This is a genomic window from Sodalis praecaptivus (assembly GCF_000517425.1).
GTDB classification, from domain to species: Bacteria; Pseudomonadota; Gammaproteobacteria; order Enterobacterales; family Enterobacteriaceae; genus Sodalis_A; species Sodalis_A praecaptivus.
In genome coordinates this window covers 422100-439188 of sequence record NZ_CP006569.1, presented here as the reverse complement: position 1 = coordinate 439188, position 17089 = coordinate 422100, and the positions used below count along the sequence as shown (strand labels likewise).

Here is a 17089-nt window from a genome sequence, read left to right as displayed (position 1 = left end):
CCTTTTCGGCATCTCGTTAATTCAGATTAGCTGCTTTCCAGCATATTGATAATTTGGTTAGCAACAACCTTGGCGCTTTGTTCGTCGGTGCGGATAGTGACGTCCGCTATTTCTTCATACAGCGGGTTACGCTCGCGAGCCAGCGCTTCCAGGACGTCGCGCGGCGGAGCTTCAACTTGCAACAGCGGGCGTTTCTTATCACGCTGCGTACGGGCCAGCTGTTTTTCAATGGTGGTTTCGAGATAAACAACCACACCGCGAGCGGAGAGGCGGTTACGTGTTTCGCGCGATTTCACGGAGCCGCCGCCGGTAGCCAGCACAATCCCCTGCTTTTCGGTCAGTTCGTTGATGACTTTCTCTTCTCGATCGCGGAAGCCGTCTTCGCCTTCCACGTCAAATACCCAGCCTACATCAGCCCCGGTGCGTCGCTCAATCTCTTGATCAGAATCGAAAAACTCCATATTAAGTTGTTGAGCCAACTGACGCCCAATAGTGCTTTTGCCGGCACCCATAGGCCCAACCAGAAAGATATTGCGTTTCTCTGCCATGTTTTTCGGTATTACTAAGATTATTCGTTAATGACAACCCGCCCCGCCAATCAAATTAGCGGCGGGACCTAAACTGAAACCTCATGAGCGTTAGTGCGAGAATCAGACGAAAATTATCTCAACACTCCGGGTAGTTTGGCAACCGATTAAATTGATGCCTACACCGCAAGCAGGATCCCCGGTATCATCACCGGTATGATATTTGACGCAAAATCAGCGATGCTCAATGGGTTACCCTTGTAAGCGAAATCGCCGACAGCGTCAAATTGATAACGAAAAAAACGCATAAATTGTTGCCGCATACCCGCTTTCGCCCGGTTTAAGCGGCGGTAGTCTATCCTGATATGCGGGTGGGTGTAATAAAAATAACTAATTCACGTTGTTTATAATTAGCTCGTTGGCGCTTAAATAACGCCCCGACTAGCGGGATATCGGCCAAAAGCGGCACCCGATCGTTGCTCCGCTGCTTTTGATGCTGGAATATGCCGCCGAGCACGATGGTCTCGCCGTCTGCAATCGTTACCTGTGTTTTAATCTCTTCCGTATCGATGGTCACGCTCTGGCTTTCTCCCTGCTTGATGACACTGCCCGGAACATTCTGGCTCAGCCGCAAATCCAGCGTGATGCGCCCGTTGCGCAGAATACGCGGCGTTACCTCCATGCACAACACCGCCTCTTTGAACTGAATTGAGGGATGTTTGCCGTGGCCGCTGGTCATCGGATACGGGATTTGCGTGCCTTGCTTGATGCTGGCGGTCTGCTGATGGGCGGTATAAAGACGCGGGCTGGCCAGAATATCCACCTTGTTTTCCTGCTCCAGCGCGGTCAACTCCAGCTCCAGCATCCGGCCATTGAGACGCGCCAGCGGCAGCCCGATGCGGGCAAAATGCCCGTCAACCGGCATTTTCACGCTGGCGCGCGCATCCTCCGACGCGCTTCCCCCCGGGTAGCGCCAGTTAACCCCGACCTCGCGCAGATTTTCCCGGCTGATGGTGACGATATGGGCGGTGATAAGCACCTGCTCAAGCGGTACATCCCACACGGCTATCCAATCGCTCACGGCGGCCAGGGCGGCGGCGGTATCGCGCAGCACAAGCGAGTTGGTCCGCTTATCGAGCCGAACGCTGCCTCTGGATGACAATAGCGACGTGCGCTGGGCGTCAATGCTGCGAACCACTTCGCTCGCGTCGGCATACTGCAGGGTGACTAACCGGTTAATCAGCGGCGCCCCCTCCTCTCGCGACGCCGTCGACGCCGCTTTTTCCTGCTGCTGTTCGTCCTGCGCTTCCTGCTGCGATACCACCAGCGTCTGACCTTGACGCGTCATCTGCAGGCCGCCTGCCGTCAGAACCAGCGCCAGCGCCTGGCGCCAGGGCATCTCTTGCAGCCGCAGCGTGATCTCGCCCTCAACGCCCGGTGTCACTACCAGATTCATCCCGCGCTGGGCGGCCAGGGCCTGCAATACCTGCCGTACCGGCGCATCATCCGCGTGCAGCGATAGCGTGCCCTGCCCGCTACCACGCCGCAGAGAAAAAGGGGAAGACGGCGAGTGAACCCCCGGGCGGTGGTTTTCCCGAGCGGGAGACTCGGATGGCGGAATCCGCACCGGCCGGAACGGATCCCGTATCGCCGCGCCGCCGCTGCTCGTGGCGAGAGAAGGCGGATCGTCTGTCGCCGCCGCGGGGACTTCGCCCGCCGGGATCGCGAGTGTCACGCCCGCCGCCGCAGGAACTCCGCCCGCCGGGATCGTGGGTGTCACGCCCGCCGCCGCGGGAACTCCGCCCGCCAGGTTCGTGGGTGTCACGCCCGCCGCCGCAGGGACTTCGCCCGCCGGGATCGTGGGTGTCACGCCCGCCGCCGCGGGGATCGCGGATAACCCCCCCGCGGTCGCCGGGGCCTCGCCCGCTGAGACGCTCGGCGGATCGGCCCCGGGGGTGGCCAGGACGATGACCAACAGCAGCCAAAGTCCCCGTGCTAAACCTGCTCTGGCGCCATGCCGCCCCTTTCCCTGCTGCACCCGGAATGTCTTAGTATGCCCCAGCCGGCATCTCCCCATCGTCGTTCTCCTTTGCGACCGCAGGCGTTGATTCGTCCGCACGGGTTAATCTGAAATCCAGCATCAGTCCTTCGGGTGTCGCTTTTAACGATAATGCCTGCAGGCCAATGCAGCCGTTAAGCGCCGCAATAGCGCTCAGTAAACGCTCAACCCCGGCGAAGTCCGTGGTCGCTGCGACCGTCCATCCCGGCCGATCCCCATGGTCCCCCGCGGACATGGCCCGCCAGCGTAACCCGGCGGGGGGATCGTGCCCCGGCGTCATAAACAGCGATAAAGGGTCCTGCGCCAGCCGCTGGCAGCGCCGTTGCCCGGCGGCATCGGCGGCGTCCGCGGGCCGGTGACTATTGCTCTCGACCGCCGGCGCGGCGCCGGTTATGTCGCCGGTCGGCGGCGGCAAGATTGCCGCGCCCCCGGCAGACAACCGCCGCCCGGGCTCACCGCTTTGCGCGCTTGATGACGGGCACAGGCCGCGGCTCTCGGCGCGCGGCGGCGAACGTTGGGCAATGAACTGGCGCTGCACCTGCTCCAGACGGCGCTTCTCCGGCAGCACGACCCACACGCCGCCGACTAAAATAACGACGGCCGCCACCAGCGCGTAACCCGCCAGCCATTTTATCGCCGGCCGATCGCGTCCGGTTCCCGCGGCCGGCGAAGTCATGCCCCCTCCTCCGGCGGCCAGGCCGCTACAAGGAAAAATTGCCAGCGCGACGCATCCCGCCGCCTGACCTCCCGCCAGCGGAAATCGGGTAACGTTGCGTGATCTATTAGCCGGCGCCGCAGGGTAACCACCGGCGGATAACCCTCGCTGCAGCCGCTGATATAAAGCCGGTCGCCGCGCTGCTCAATCTCGGTAAGCCACAGCTGCGGCGGCAACAGCGCCGGTAGCTGCCGAAACAGGTGCACATAACGCTGATTGGCGATCGCCAGCCGGCGCTGGCGCTGCGTCGTTCGCGCCGCGCTTGCCGACAGCGCGGCGGCGCGGGCTGTCGGTTCCGCCTGCGCCGCCTCAGGGGACGGATGCGTTTCAGCCAGGCGGGTTTCCAACGTTAAGCGCTGATGGCGCCAATAGACCGCGGGCGTGGCGATAAGCGCCAACGCCAGTAATAGTGGTACCAGCGTCAACACCAGCAGGCAGCGAACGCGTCGCCGAAGACGGGCCTGCCGCCAGGGCCACAGGTTCACCTGCTCCATAGGCGTTCATCCGGCGCCAGCGCCAGGCCGGCGGCAATGACCCACGCCGCCGGCCAATCAGGAAGCGCCACCGGCTTGCGGTCCGCCGACGCAGCGCGTGGCCACCGTCGCCCGCGCGGCATGGAGCCGGACGCGAATAGTCGCTCCACGGAGGGACGCAAGGCGTCGAACGGCGACCACAGATCCCCGCCCTCCGGTACTGGACCGGGCTCGATACAGGTGTAGTGGCAGGCCGCCAGCGTCCCAACGTCAAAGGCAAAATCGAGCGGCTGCGCCAGCGGCGCGACGTGATAAGCGCCGCTGACACACCGATGCACTAGCGGCAAAGCGGGGTTCAAGGCGCACGCGCGGGCCGCGCGGCGCAGCGCGGCGGCGGGGATATCCAGCCGTTGCGCGGGCAAACCGGCGGCGCGCAGACAGCGGCGCCAGGGGAGCAGCGGCGCCAGCCGGGCGCTGACGACCAGCACGCGGCCGGGCTGCGTGGCGTCAAGACACCAGTCCCAGGCCAGCGACGCCGGCAGACTCGGCAGACGACGACGCAACTGAGTTTCAAGATACCAGCCGCAGGCGCTCTCGCCGAGGCGACGGTCGGGCGCCGGCAGGCGCGTCAGCGTGACGGGCAGTCCCGTCAGGCAAAGCCGGACTGAAAGGCGCCGGGGAAGCTGGCGGCGCCAGCGGCGCAGCGCATCCACGGTGGCCGCCACAGGGCAGGGATCGCCCTGCGCGTCACGCCCCATTGGTAAGGGAAATTGCCACCAGCCGCGACAGCGCCATTGCGTGCGTTCGCGCGACAAAGCCAGCGCGCGCAGCACGTCCGGCTCGATATCCATGCCTATTCGCCAGCGGTCAAACGCCATGATTCCCCCCTTCCCTGAGGCTGGTCACTTAAATTACGTATCCAATAGCAAGGCTAACCTTTATACTAGCGCGCGGTTGTTTATAAACTGCCCAAATGACAAAAAATGGGAATTCTCAGGTGAAGTTCGTAAAATATTTATTTATCTTTGCAGTGTGTTGCATTTTGTTGGGAGCCGCCTCGATATATGGCATGTACCGCTATATCGCGCCCCAATTGCCCGATGTGGCAACGCTGAAAGACATCCGCCTGCAAACGCCAATGCAGGTCTTCTCGGCGGACGGCAAACTTATTGCCCAATACGGTGAGAAACGCCGCATCCCGCTCAGGCTCGATCAAATGCCACCGGAATTGGTGCATGCCTTCGTCGCCACGGAAGACAGCCGGTTCTACGAGCATCACGGTGTGGATCCGGTAGGCATTTTGCGCGCGGCCTCCATTGCTCTGCTCTCCGGCCACGCCTCGCAGGGCGCGAGTACCATTACTCAGCAGTTGGCCCGCAATTTCTTCCTAAGCCCGGAACGGACGCTTATTCGTAAAATCAAAGAAGCGTTTCTGGCGGTACGGATCGAGCAGTTGCTCAGCAAAGATGAAATCCTTGAACTTTATCTGAATAAAATTTACCTGGGCTACCGCGCTTACGGCGTGGGCGCGGCGGCACAGGTCTATTTCGGCAAGGACGTCAGCCAGCTCTCGCTAAGCGAGATGGCCATGATTGCCGGATTGCCGAAAGCCCCTTCCACCTTTAATCCGCTCTACTCCCCCGAACGGGCGCTGGCGCGGCGCAATACCGTCCTGGCGCGCATGCGCGATGAAAACTACATTACCCAGGCCGAATACGAGCAGGCGCGCGATGCGGCGCTGGTGGCCCATTACCACGCGCCGGAAATCGATTTTTCCGCGCCCTATGTGTCGGAAATGGTGCGCCAGGATATGCTCAAACGCTATGGGGAAAATGCCTATACCGACGGCTTCAAGGTGTATACCACTATCACCAAGCCGCTTCAGCAGGCGGCGCAGACCGTGGTGCGCAACAACGTGCTGGCCTACGATATGCGCCACGGCTACCGCGGTCCGAGCAGCGTACTTTGGAAAGTCGGCGAGTCGCCCTGGGACGCGCAGCATATCCGCGATAGGCTGAAGACCCTGCCCGTCTACGGTCCGCTGCATGCGGCGGTCGTGACCGAGACCAGCGTCGACGGTGCGGTAGCGATGATGGCCGACGGCAGCAACGTGTCGCTGTCGCTGGCGGGTATGCGCTGGGCGCGGCCGTTCAGAAGCGACACGCAGCAGGGCCCGACGCCGAAAAAGGCGACGGACGTGGTGCAGGCGGGGCAACAGATTTGGGTGCGCCAAATGGACGATGGCTGGTGGCTTGCCCAGGTGCCGGACGTTAATTCAGCCCTGGTGTCGCTGGATCCGCAGGACGGCTCGGTCAAAGCGCTGGTCGGCGGTTTCGACTTCAATCAAAGCAAATTCAACCGTATCACCCAGGCACTGCGCCAGGTGGGTTCCAATATCAAGCCCTTCTTGTATACCGCCGCGCTGGATAAAGGGTTGACCCTGGCGACCATTCTCAACGATGTGCCTATTTCCCGCTGGGATGCCGGCGCCGGCTCCGACTGGCGGCCGCGCAACTCGCCGCCGACCTATGCCGGCCCGATTCGGCTGCGCCAGGGGCTGGGACAGTCGAAAAACGTAGTGATGGTCCGCGCCATGCGCGCCATGGGGGTCGATTATGCCGCGGAATACCTGCAGCGTTTCGGCTTCCCGGCGCAGAATATCGTCCACACCGAATCGCTGGCGCTGGGATCCGCCTCCTTTACCCCACTACAGCTGGTGCGGGGCTATGCGGTGTTGGCCAACGGCGGTTATCTGGTCGACCCTTACCTCATCACTAAAATCACCGACGAGAATGATCAGGTGCTGTTTACCGCCAAACCGAAGGTAGTGTGCGCCAGCTGCGATTTGCCGGTTATCTACGGCGATACGCCGAAATCGGCGGTATTGTCGGACGACAGTATGGAAAATGTGGCCGTCTCACGCCAGTCCGACGCTAACGGTACGGTGCCGATGCCGCGGCTGGAACGGGTTTCGCCGGCGCAGGCGGCAGCGGACGGAGAGCAACTGTATGCCCCCCACGTTATTAGCACGCCGCTGTCGTTTTTGATGCGCGACGCCCTCAACAGCAACATCTTCGGCGAGCCCGGCTGGATGGGCACCGGCTGGCGTGCCGCCCGCGATTTGAAGCGCCATGACATTGGCGGCAAAACCGGGACCACCAACGACTCCAAAGACGCCTGGTTCTCCGGCTACGGCCCCGATACGGTCACCACCGTCTGGATAGGCTTCGACGATCATCGCCGCAATTTGGGCAGAACCACGGCGTCAGGCGCCATCAGCGATCAGATTTCCGGCGCCGAGGGCGGCGCCAAAAGCGCTCAGCCTATCTGGGATGATTATATGAAGATAGCGCTGGAGGGCATTCCCGAAGAGAAACAGGATCCTCCCCCGGGCATTGTTACCGTCACTATCGATAAGAGCAGCGGCAAGTTGTCCGACGGCGGCGGCAACAGCCGGCCGGAATACTTTATCGACGGCACCCAGCCGAAAGAGCGGGTCGTGCATGAAGTCGGTACGACACTTATGGATAACGGCCAGCAGCAAGAGCTGTTTTAATTGAGCGCCGCGCCGGGCGAAGGTATTTAGGCCCGGCCAAGGTATTCCCCGCGACGCCGGATTGCGTCGGGAATGGGCTCTGTTCGCCTCGACGATTGATGCGCCGGCAGGATCTATTTTGACCACAGCGCCCGAGGGCGCCTGGGAGGGGTTATTTTGGCCGCGGCGCCTGATTGAGCCAGGCATGAGCGAGAAACAGCGCGCTCACATTGCGCGCCTCGCAAAAATCAGGTTCATCCAGCAACGCCAGCATACGGCTTATCGGCCATCGCACCAGCGGCAGCGGCTCCGGCTCGTCCCCCTGTAGGCGCTGGGGATAAAGATCCTGTGCTACCACAATATGCATTTTGCTGGAGAAATAGGACGGCGCCATACTCAGGCGACGCAAAAAGGTAAAGGCGCGCCCGCCAAAGCCCGCTTCCTCCATCAGTTCGCGATTGGCCGCCTCCATCACCCCTTCGCCGGGGTCAATAAGCCCTTTTGGAAAACCCAGCTCGTAATCCTCAATGCCGGCGCCGTACTCGCGGATCAGCAACAGATGGTCATCCAGCACCGGCACGATCATCACCGCCTCGCGCTGGGAAGGCTTCATGCGCTCATACACCCGCCGCGCGCCATTGCTGAACTCCAGATCGACGGATTCAACGGTGAACAGGCGGGACTGGGCAACGGTCGCCACGCGATGTATTTTGGGTTTTTGCAGATTCTTATCCATATCGTTCCCGCAGATTGCGCACAGGAGGACCAGGGGACGCCCGGCCATCGGGTTGGTCAACATTGTGCGTTAATAAGGGACCAGGCCGCAACCTGTCTGCGCGAACGCCCTTCTCATGCCGTCAAAACGGTGGCGCACAAATCTGGCAAACGGCGAATAAAATAGGAAAATGCTGATATATCCGCAACAGTGGGCTTGTTACCCTCCCCCTAGTATCGGTTACTATGCCTGTTTTACGCCGATGACTTCCTGCGCCCGCCGCAGGCCCATTTGAGCAGCAGCACCGGCGTGAGTCCTTGCAGCGACAGTTAATTTTGGTGTGGTATTTATGAGGTTGTGGGTGGGGTTAGCATGAGCGCAATCGTCTTTGTATTGGCTGGCGTGCTTGCCTGTGCGATGGTTTTGGTTGTCGGCTGGCGCTATTATCGCCGGCGTGCCCGCCCTGTCTCCGTCAAACGTCTGTCGTTCATTCAACCCTTTCCGCGCAAGCTGACGGCGGAAGAGCGCGCGGCCATCGAGCATTACTTACATCATAGCCAGCCGCTGGCGGGCGCCACGCCGCTGAGCGCGCCGGAGCCCGCGGCGGCGGGCGCTCCGCTGACGCCGCGCAGCGAAAATGTCTATTCTGTTACCCACGCCATCACCCGTTATGGCCTGGCGACCGATGCGCCGCATAAATGGCGTTACTATCTCGACAACATCGAAATTCATTTGCCGGCGCAATGGGAACAATTCATCGCCGAAGAGAACCATGTTGAGCTGATACGGACCGACAGCATGCCGCTGGTGATCTCCCTCAACGGCCATTCGCTGGTGAATTACGCGCCGTCCGCGATGGCGCCGGCGCCGGCGCGCGCGGCGGTACCCAATTCTTCGATGCGCGAGCAGGGCAACGAACAGGTAGAGTTGCTCAAAGTGCGCAAGGAAACGCCGCAGGAGCGGGCCATCAGTCGTCCTTCCGGGCGACGCGAAGCGTTGCTTTGCAGCGCGGCGCTGCTGTTGATACTGCTGAGCCTGCTGGCGCCCATCGTGGCCCAGGCCTGGCTGGCGGCGCTGGCCGGGTTGCCCGCCGCGCTGGCCGCGTGGCTGCGGTTTCGCCCGACGCCGCCGCGCAACCGCCAGGATATCCACTGCCTGCGCGGGATCCCACGGCGTTGGGGGCTATTCGGCGAATCCGGCCAGGGCAGCATCAGCAATATTTCCCTCGGCAGCCTCGATCTTAAATACCCGGCACATTGGCAGCCGTATATTGCCCGCGATCTGGACCAGAAAACCGACATCGATATTTATGTCAACAGCCAGGTGGTGCGCCAGGGACGCTATCTCTCGCTACATGATGAAGTAAGCTATTTCCCCCTACAGCGCTGGGGCGGGAATCTGATAATGCTGTGCAGTTCGCTGTTGGTCCTGGCGTTGCTGTTGGCTTATGTGCCGCTCTCGCTGCCGCTGAAGCTGAGCGTTGCCTGGCTACAGGGCGCGCAAACGGTGCGCGTCGACAGCGTCGCCGCCTTGAACCAGGCCTCGCTGCGCATCGGCGATACCCTTTCGGCCCGGGGCACCGGTATGTGCTATATCCAGAGCGACGGCAGCCAGACACCGTTTTTCCCTTTCGATTGCTCGGCCATTTATTGGAACAACGCCGTACCGCTGCCGATGCCGGAATCCGATACGGTCGATCGCGCCGAAGCGCTGCTGGCGGTGGTGAACAATCAGCTGCATCCGGTCCAGGACAACGAAAATAAAATCACGCCGGGGCTGGCCTCCGCCATTCAAAAATCTGGCATGATACTGCTTGATGATTTCAGCGACATCGTGCTGAAGACCCAGGCGTTATGTCAGGATGACGCCGCCCCTTGTCAAAGACTACAGGCGGCGCTGGTGAATTTGGCCAACGGTCGCGACTGGCCGACCATCGTCAAACGTGCCCGCGCGGGTTCATTGAAAGGCATTAATGTCCTGCTGCGTCCCGTAAGCGCCGATACGCTGGAAGGGCTGGTCAACGCCGCCGCCGCCTACTATTTTACCAGCGAAACGCGTAACGCCACTAACGCGCTTAACAGCCCGCCGCCGGGCGGTTTTTTGATCCGCAGCGACGAAGATAAACAGCTGGTGGAGACCCCTCCCCCCGGCGCGAGCTTCAATGATTACGCCGGCCTGGCGCAATGGCACGAGCTGCAACGGTTGTCTAGCCAGTTGCTGCACACGCCGTTTAACGCCGAGGGCGTTATCACCAATATCACCGTCGACGCCAACGGCACCCGCCACATCGCGCTGCACAGCGAGCCCGAAAGAGTCTCTCTGTGGCGAAACGTGGGCGCCACGCTGTTGCTGTTGCTGCTGCTGACGGTCGCCGCGTTTAACACCATTTTGCTGATACGTCGCCTGCACAACGGACGACGCCGGGCGCGGGATATCCAACGCTATTATGATGGCTGTTTTAACCACGAGGCGGTGTCCTCGGGCGGCAACCGCGTCTGGCGGAGCTAACTGCCGCCCATTGCGGCCTCCGCTCAGACGCCCAAGCGGCTTAATGCGCGCACTGCGGCCCCCACTCAGGCGGCAAGGCGGCTCACCGTCGGGCACTGCGGCCCCCGCTTGGGCGGCAAATATGCTACCCTGAAAACTGATCTGACCGTTCGCCGTTAGGCCACGGCCCTGTTCCCTTATTCCGCTTACGTCCTGGAGTCCGCATGTCCGCAGCAATCGACTGGCGCCATATTGATACCGTTATTCTTGATATGGACGGGACGCTGCTGGATTTAGCCTTCGATCGCGACTTCTGGCTGTCTCGCGTACCGGCGGCCCTCAGCCGGCAACGCGGCATCACCCCAGATGAGGCCGGCGCGCTGATAGATCTGGAGTATCACAGCGTGCGCCATACCTTGAATTGGTACTGCTTTGATTATTGGCATCGGCGGCTGGCGCTGGATATCGCCGCCATGACCGCCGAGCTTGGCCATACCGTGCGGCTGCGCGACGACACGCTGCCGCTGCTGGCCGCGTTGCGCCAGCACGGCCGTCGCTCTATCCTGCTGACCAATGCGCATCCCGATGGCCTGGCGGTAAAAATGCGCCACACCGGTTTAGGCCAGCACCTTGATTTATTACTTTCCACCCATACATTTGGTTATCCCAAGGAAGATCAGCAATTGTGGCGGCGCGTCCGCGAGCATACCGGTTTTGATCCGGCGCGGACGCTGTTTATCGACGACAGTGAGCCGATCCTTGATGCGGCCAGCCGCTTTGGTATCCGCTATTGTCTTGGCGTCAGCAATCCCGATTCCGGGCTGGCGCCCCAGACGTTCCGGCGGCATCCGGCGCTGAGCGATTACCGCGCGCTGCTGCCCGCGCTGGCCGGCATGGCGCCTGACACCCAGGAGGTGAAATGAAACCCAAAGACGTTAACGGCGAGATTCCGGCCGTGCGGCTGGATAAGTGGCTGTGGGCGGCGCGTTTTTATAAAACCCGCGCGCTGGCCCGCGAAATGATTGAAGGGGGCAAAGTTCATTACAATGGACAGCGCAGCAAACCGGGCAAAACGATGGAGCTGGGCGCGGAGATCACGCTGCGTCAAGGCAATGACGAACGTCAGGTGAGCGTGCGCGCCATTAGCGATCAGCGCCGCCCGGCCAGCGATGCGCAGCAGCTGTATCAGGAGACCGATGCCAGCATCGCCAAGCGGGAGAAAATGGCCGAAGCGCGCAAGCAAAATGCCCTTACGATGCCCCATCCGGACAGGCGCCCGGATAAAAAAGAACGCCGCAATCTGATTAAATTTAAATATGGCGAACCGGGTGAGGCGCAATAACCCGCCCGGCGCCGCAGGCATGAGAGACCATAATGACCCATCAAGACCAGCTACACCGTTATCTTTTTGAAAAATATTCCGTCAGGGGTGAACTGGTGTCATTACAGGAAACCTACCGGCAGGTGCTGGGCCAACACAACTACCCGCCGGCGGTGAAAACGCTGTTAGGGGAACTTCTGGTGGCAACCAGCCTGCTTACCGCCACGCTGAAGTTTACCGGCGAAATCACCGTCCAGTTGCAGGGGGACGGCCCGTTGCGTCTGGCGGTGATTAACGGCGACGATCGGCAGAATATGCGCGGGCTGGCGCGTGTCGACGGCGAAATCGCCGCTGACGCCACCCTGGCGCAAATGGTGGGCAATGGCTATCTGGTCATCACGCTGACGCCCGCCGAGGGCGAGCGGTATCAGGGGGTGGTCGGTCTGGAAGGTCCTCATCTGGCGGACTGTCTGGAAAACTACTTCCTGCAATCGGAGCAGTTGCCGACGCGACTGTTTATCCGCACCGGCGAGCATCAGGGTCAGGTGGCCGCCGCCGGCCTGCTGCTGCAAGTATTGCCCGGCCAGGATACCCGCGCCGATGATTTCGACCATTTGGCGCAGCTCACCGCAACGGTGAAGGGCAACGAATTGTTCGCTCTGCCGGCCAACGACGTTTTATACCGCCTCTATCATCAAGATGAGGTGACGGTTTACCCGCCGCAATCGGTGCAATTCCTCTGTACCTGCTCCCGCCAGCGCTGCGCCGACGCGCTGATTACCCTGGGCGAACAGGAGTTGAACGACATGCTCGAGCAGGACGGCGAAGTGGATATGCATTGCGATTTTTGCGGCAGCCATTACCGTTTTGACGCCGACGCCATCGCGGCCCTACAGCGGCAGGCGGCGGAAGGTCGCGCGCCACAGGCCTAGGATTTAACCTATTACCCCGCCGGACGATTGCCTCTTCGGCGGCATATGTTAAGGTAATAACTTATTTTCCGTGCGCCCATTCACAAAATAACTTAAAGCCTGCCCGGTCAGGTCAATCCTTGATTTATCTCTCGGCGCGCCCACCGCTAACCCCTACAATCGCTAACGATACTTATTGAACTAAGGAGCAGTGACATGGTAAGTGAGAGGATTACCCCGCAGCAATGGCTCAGTTATGGAATAACGGGCTGCCGCGAACTGGTGTACAACCCAGACTACGACCAACTGTTTGCAGAAGAGACCGACCCCGCCCTCAGCGGGTTCGAACGCGGAACCCTTACCCAATCGGGCGCGGTGGCGGTGGATACCGGGATTTTCACCGGTCGGTCGCCGTTCGATAAGTATCTGGTGCGTGACGCTAAGACCCGCGACACCCTGTGGTGGTCCGATCAGGGCAAAGGCGCCAATGACAATCATCCCCTTGACCAGCAGACCTGGGATCACCTTAAAAAGCGGGTCGGCCAGCAACTTAGCGGCAAGCGCCTGTTTGTCATTGATGCTTTCTGCGGTGCCAATGAGGATAGCCGACTTAAGGTGCGTTTTGTCACCGAGGTCGCCTGGCAGGCGCACTTCGTCAAAAATATGTTCATCCGGCCAAGCGACGAGGAGCTGCGCGGCTTTGAACCGAATTTTGTGGTGCTTAACGGCGCCAAATGCACCAACCCCGACTGGCGTGAACAGGGCCTGCATTCAGAAAACTTTGTCGCTTTCAATCTCACGGAAGGCATCCAGCTTATCGGCGGCACCTGGTACGGCGGCGAAATGAAAAAAGGGCTGTTCTCGGTAATGAACTACCTGCTGCCGCTAAAGGGGATCGCATCCATGCACTGTTCGGCCAACGTCGGCGCCGATGAGGATGTCGCGCTGTTCTTCGGCCTTTCCGGCACCGGCAAAACCACGCTGTCGACCGACCCGCGCCGCCGTCTGATCGGTGATGATGAACACGGCTGGGACGACGATGGCGTATTCAATTTTGAAGGGGGCTGTTACGCCAAAACTATCCGCCTTTCCCCCGAGGCCGAGCCGGAGATTTATCAGGCGATTCGCCGTAACGCGCTGCTGGAAAATGTGGTGGTGCGGGCGGACGGCAGCGTGGATTACGACGACGGCAGTAAGACCGAAAACGCCCGCGTCTCTTATCCCATCGATCATATCGAGAATATCGTCAAACCGGTGTCGCGCGCGGGACACGCAACGCGCGTCATTTTCCTGACGGCGGATGCCTTTGGCGTCTTACCGCCGGTCGCCAGCCTGTCGATGGAACAGGCGCAGTATCATTTCCTGTCCGGCTTTACCGCCAAACTGGCGGGGACCGAGCGGGGCGTGGTGGCGCCGGTGCCCACCTTCTCCGCCTGCTTTGGCGCGGCATTTTTGTCGCTGCATCCCACCGCCTACGCCGATGTGCTGGCTAAACGCATGAACGCCGCCGGCGCCCGCGCCTTTTTGGTCAATACCGGCTGGAACGGCAGCGGTAAACGGATCTCCCTCAAAGACACGCGGGCGATTATCAACGCCATTTTACGCGGCGATATTGACGATGCGCCGACGGCGACCCTGCCTATCTTCAATCTTACGATACCTACCGCGCTGCCGGGCGTGGACGGCGCGATCCTCGACCCGCGCGCTACCTACGCCAATGCCGGCGAATGGCGGACCAAGGCGGAAGATTTGGCCCAGCGTTTTAGCGATAATTTCGCCAAATTTACCGACACCCCGGCAGGGGCGGCGCTGGTGAGCGCGGGTCCGCAGCGCTGAACTTGCTGGGCCGCGCGTCAGCCCCCGCGCCGTGACACCTTGGCAAGACAGCCGCTCAGGAAGCAGCCATACCGTCACGCGTGTGGCGTTTGCCCTGCGCGCGCCGATCGGCCCGCATAGGGTCATGCCATCTTGCTGACCGACCGCCGATTGGCCCACATGCGACCATGCTCTCTTGCGGGTGGCGCTTTGACCCGCCCGCCGGCCATGCGGCCATGTCATCTGGCGTTTGACGTTGACCGACCCGGCGACGGCGCACTCGGCTCAAGCCACCGCTTAGTCGGCGCTTTTGCCGGCGGCTTTGGCTTTACTGACGCTGGCGCCTTGATCCATTGATGCGACCGGCAGCGGTAAGTAGGCGCGGATACGCAGCCCCTGCCGGGCGCTGCGGCCGATTTCCAGCTTACCGGCATGGGCATCGATGATGCGCTGCACAATGGCCAGACCGAGGCCGGTACCGCTGGTGCTGCGCGCGCTGTCGCCGCGCACGAACGGCTGGAACAGATACTGTAGCTGATCCGGCTTAATGCCTGGACCATCATCCTCGACCTCAAACCAAACGCGGTTGGTATCACGGCCGCTATTCACCTTGATCCAGCCGTTGCCGTAGCGCGCCGCGTTCACCACCATATTCAGCGCCGCCCGCTTGATGGACAGCGGGTTAACGTTAACAATCAGCTCCTCGCCGCAGATATCGGTTTCAATCACGCGCTCATAACCGCTCTCCGCCGCCACCACTTCGGTCAGAATGCTGTTCAGATCCGCCGTCTCGGTCTGCATCTCCTGGCCGGTGCGCAGATAATCGATAAATTGCTCGATAATGGCGTTGCACTCTTCGATATCTTTATTGATCGACTCGGCGAGGTAACCGTCTTCCGCGCTCATCATCTCCGTCGCCAGGCGGATGCGGGTCAGCGGGGTGCGTAAATCATGGCTGACGCCGGCCATCAACAGAGTCCGATCATCCGCCAGCAGCTTAACGCCGGCGGTCATCTGATTGAAAGCCCGGGTCACCGAGCGCACCTCCGAGGCGCCATACTCCCGCAGCGGCGGCGGAATAATGCCCTTCCCCACCTGCAGCGCGGCGTGTTCCAAATCCACCAGCGGCCGGTTCTGAATACGAATAAAAAGCCACGCGCCGCCGATGGCCAATAACATAATCGCCAGGGTATAGCGGAACAGCGGCGAAAAGTCCCCCTGATGGATTTCGGTCAGCGGGATGCGTACCCAAATATCCGGCGATAACCAGGTTTTCAGCCAGACAACGGGGGAATTTTTGGTGACCTCGACGCGCACGTCGGTGGGGCCGCCCAGCTGCTGCGCCATTTGCTGGCTCAGAAACTCATAATGCTGCGCCCAGCGCAAACCGCTCTCTTCCGCGGCCGGATTGGTATACAGCGAGATACCCAATTCACGGTAAATTTCGCGCCGGAACGCCGGCGGCACCTCCAGTAACGTACCGTCCTCCAGCTGCAACCGGTCGGTCATCAACATTCTGACTTCATAAGCCAGAACCTTATTGAACTGTTGCAGACTCGGCAGAATAGCGAAATTCAGAACCACCAGGTAGGTCGTTACCAGGCTGACGAACAGCAAGGTAACGATTAATAGCAGGCTGCGGGCGAAGGAACTGCGCGGAGAGATGCGCCATCGCATCATGCTTTACTGCCGTCCGGCACAAAGACATAGCCCAGACCCCATACGGTCTGTATGTAGCGCGGATGGGCCGGATCTTCTTCCACCATGCGCCGCAGACGGGAAATCTGCACATCAATGGAGCGCTCCATGGCGCTATACTCGCGGCCGCGCGCCAGGTTCATCAACTTATCGCGGGACAACGGTTCGCGCGGATGGCTGACCAACGCTTTGAGCACCGCGAATTCACCGCTGGTCAGCGGCATCGGCTCATCTTCGCGGAACATCTCGCGCGTACCGAGGTTGAGCTTGAATTTGCCAAAAGCGATAATCGCCTCTTCCTGCGACGGCGCGCCCGGCAGCTCGTTGGCCTGCCGGCGCAGTACCGCGCGAATGCGGGCCAGCAGCTCGCGCGGGTTGAAGGGCTTGGGAATATAGTCATCGGCGCCGATTTCCAGGCCAACGATCCGGTCCACTTCTTCCCCTTTGGCGGTGACCATAATGATAGGCATCGGGTTGCTCTGGCTGCGCAGCCGGCGGCAGATAGACAGGCCATCTTCACCCGGTAGCATCAGATCCAGCACCATTAAATGGAAAGATTCCCGCGTCAGCAGACGATCCATCTGCTCAGCGTTGGCGACGCTGCGTACCTGAAAGCCCTGTTCGGTCAAATACCGCTCAAGGAGCGCCCGCAGGCGCATATCGTCATCCACTACCAGGATTTTGTAATTCTCTTGCATTGTCTCTCTCCCAAAGGCGAAACGCCCGTAAAGGATATTGTTCAAAAACCGGTGGATCACTGACAGCGATTTCAGGTGACCATTCTAAGCGAAATTGTTACAAAGCATATGAAGATGCGTAGTTATCAACACTTT

At 60.7% G+C, this 17089-nt stretch carries 14 protein-coding genes; 6 read left to right on the top strand and 8 right to left on the bottom strand.

Annotation, left to right across the window (positions count from 1 at the left end; all coding sequences use genetic code 11):
• Positions 1-26: 26 nt before the first annotated feature.
• The 5 genes from aroK to SANT_RS01915 all read right to left on the bottom strand — a co-directional run bounded on the left by aroK (position 27) and on the right by SANT_RS01915 (position 4652).
• Positions 27-548: a shikimate kinase AroK gene (aroK, locus tag SANT_RS01935; protein WP_025420639.1), complete on the bottom strand. Its 522-nt coding sequence runs from the start codon at positions 546-548 to the stop codon at positions 27-29.
• A gap of 334 nt (positions 549-882) precedes the next feature.
• Complete coding sequence (pilQ, locus tag SANT_RS01930) at positions 883-2604, bottom strand: type IV pilus secretin PilQ (protein WP_200867265.1); 1722 nt, start codon at positions 2602-2604, stop codon at positions 883-885.
• Positions 2576-3262: a hypothetical protein gene (locus SANT_RS01925; protein WP_025420637.1), complete on the bottom strand. Its 687-nt coding sequence runs from the start codon at positions 3260-3262 to the stop codon at positions 2576-2578. The genes pilQ and SANT_RS01925 overlap by 29 nt, the downstream gene beginning before the upstream one ends.
• Complete coding sequence (locus SANT_RS01920; protein WP_025420636.1) at positions 3259-3795, bottom strand: PilN domain-containing protein; 537 nt, start codon at positions 3793-3795, stop codon at positions 3259-3261. Before SANT_RS01920 ends, SANT_RS01925 begins: the two co-directional genes overlap by 4 nt.
• Entirely contained in the window at positions 3783-4652 is an 870-nt protein-coding gene (locus tag SANT_RS01915) for a hypothetical protein (protein ID WP_025420635.1), read from the bottom strand. The genes SANT_RS01920 and SANT_RS01915 overlap by 13 nt, the downstream gene beginning before the upstream one ends.
• A 119-nt stretch (positions 4653-4771) precedes the next feature.
• On the opposite strand from SANT_RS01915, the gene mrcA reads away from it, so the two are divergent.
• Positions 4772-7330, top strand: coding sequence for a peptidoglycan glycosyltransferase/peptidoglycan DD-transpeptidase MrcA (gene mrcA / locus SANT_RS01910; protein WP_025420634.1), 2559 nt, complete (start codon positions 4772-4774; stop codon positions 7328-7330).
• A 151-nt stretch (positions 7331-7481) separates the two neighbouring features.
• Here the strand turns inward: mrcA and nudE are convergent, their stop codons facing one another.
• Positions 7482-8045, bottom strand: coding sequence for an ADP compounds hydrolase NudE (gene nudE, locus SANT_RS01905; RefSeq protein WP_025420633.1), 564 nt, complete (start codon positions 8043-8045; stop codon positions 7482-7484).
• Positions 8046-8396: 351 nt separating this feature from the next.
• Here nudE and SANT_RS01900 point away from each other — a divergent pair, with 351 nt between their 5' ends.
• The 5 genes from SANT_RS01900 to pckA all read left to right on the top strand — a co-directional run bounded on the left by SANT_RS01900 (position 8397) and on the right by pckA (position 14579).
• Positions 8397-10532 (top strand): IgaA/UmoB family intracellular growth attenuator, encoded by a 2136-nt coding sequence (locus SANT_RS01900; protein WP_025420632.1) that lies wholly within the window; start codon positions 8397-8399, stop codon positions 10530-10532.
• Between the two features lie 203 nt (positions 10533-10735).
• Complete coding sequence (gene yrfG / locus SANT_RS01895; protein WP_025420631.1) at positions 10736-11434, top strand: GMP/IMP nucleotidase; 699 nt, start codon at positions 10736-10738, stop codon at positions 11432-11434.
• Positions 11431-11853, top strand: coding sequence for a ribosome-associated heat shock protein Hsp15 (hslR, locus tag SANT_RS01890; protein WP_025420630.1), 423 nt, complete (start codon positions 11431-11433; stop codon positions 11851-11853). Before yrfG ends, hslR begins: the two co-directional genes overlap by 4 nt.
• A gap of 32 nt (positions 11854-11885) precedes the next feature.
• On the top strand, positions 11886-12764 hold the full coding sequence (gene hslO / locus SANT_RS01885) for an Hsp33 family molecular chaperone HslO (RefSeq protein WP_025420629.1): 879 nt from the start codon (positions 11886-11888) through the stop codon (positions 12762-12764).
• A gap of 195 nt (positions 12765-12959) precedes the next feature.
• A complete protein-coding gene (gene pckA / locus SANT_RS01880) occupies positions 12960-14579 on the top strand; it encodes a phosphoenolpyruvate carboxykinase (ATP) (protein ID WP_025420628.1) in 1620 nt (539 codons plus the stop codon).
• A 276-nt stretch (positions 14580-14855) separates the two neighbouring features.
• Here the strand turns inward: pckA and envZ are convergent, their stop codons facing one another.
• Together envZ and ompR are read right to left on the bottom strand one after the other, a co-directional pair.
• Complete coding sequence (gene envZ / locus SANT_RS01875; protein ID WP_025420627.1) at positions 14856-16238, bottom strand: two-component system sensor histidine kinase EnvZ; 1383 nt, start codon at positions 16236-16238, stop codon at positions 14856-14858.
• On the bottom strand, positions 16235-16954 hold the full coding sequence (gene ompR, locus SANT_RS01870) for a two-component system response regulator OmpR (RefSeq protein ID WP_003853014.1): 720 nt from the start codon (positions 16952-16954) through the stop codon (positions 16235-16237). The genes envZ and ompR overlap by 4 nt, the downstream gene beginning before the upstream one ends.
• Positions 16955-17089: the final 135 nt, after the last annotated feature.

Coding starts and splice junctions, on each gene's coding strand:
- aroK (WP_025420639.1), bottom strand. CDS start 548: ATGGCAGAGAAACGCAATATCTTTCTGGTTGGGCCTATGGGTGCCGGC.
- pilQ (WP_200867265.1), bottom strand. CDS start 2,604: ATGGGGAGATGCCGGCTGGGGCATACTAAGACATTCCGGGTGCAGCAG.
- SANT_RS01925 (WP_025420637.1), bottom strand. CDS start 3,262: ATGACTTCGCCGGCCGCGGGAACCGGACGCGATCGGCCGGCGATAAAA.
- SANT_RS01920 (WP_025420636.1), bottom strand. CDS start 3,795: ATGGAGCAGGTGAACCTGTGGCCCTGGCGGCAGGCCCGTCTTCGGCGA.
- SANT_RS01915 (WP_025420635.1), bottom strand. CDS start 4,652: ATGGCGTTTGACCGCTGGCGAATAGGCATGGATATCGAGCCGGACGTG.
- nudE (WP_025420633.1), bottom strand. CDS start 8,045: ATGGATAAGAATCTGCAAAAACCCAAAATACATCGCGTGGCGACCGTT.
- SANT_RS01900 (WP_025420632.1), top strand. CDS start 8,397: ATGAGCGCAATCGTCTTTGTATTGGCTGGCGTGCTTGCCTGTGCGATG.
- yrfG (WP_025420631.1), top strand. CDS start 10,736: ATGTCCGCAGCAATCGACTGGCGCCATATTGATACCGTTATTCTTGAT.
- hslR (WP_025420630.1), top strand. CDS start 11,431: ATGAAACCCAAAGACGTTAACGGCGAGATTCCGGCCGTGCGGCTGGAT.
- hslO (WP_025420629.1), top strand. CDS start 11,886: ATGACCCATCAAGACCAGCTACACCGTTATCTTTTTGAAAAATATTCC.
- pckA (WP_025420628.1), top strand. CDS start 12,960: ATGGTAAGTGAGAGGATTACCCCGCAGCAATGGCTCAGTTATGGAATA.
- envZ (WP_025420627.1), bottom strand. CDS start 16,238: ATGATGCGATGGCGCATCTCTCCGCGCAGTTCCTTCGCCCGCAGCCTG.
- ompR (WP_003853014.1), bottom strand. CDS start 16,954: ATGCAAGAGAATTACAAAATCCTGGTAGTGGATGACGATATGCGCCTG.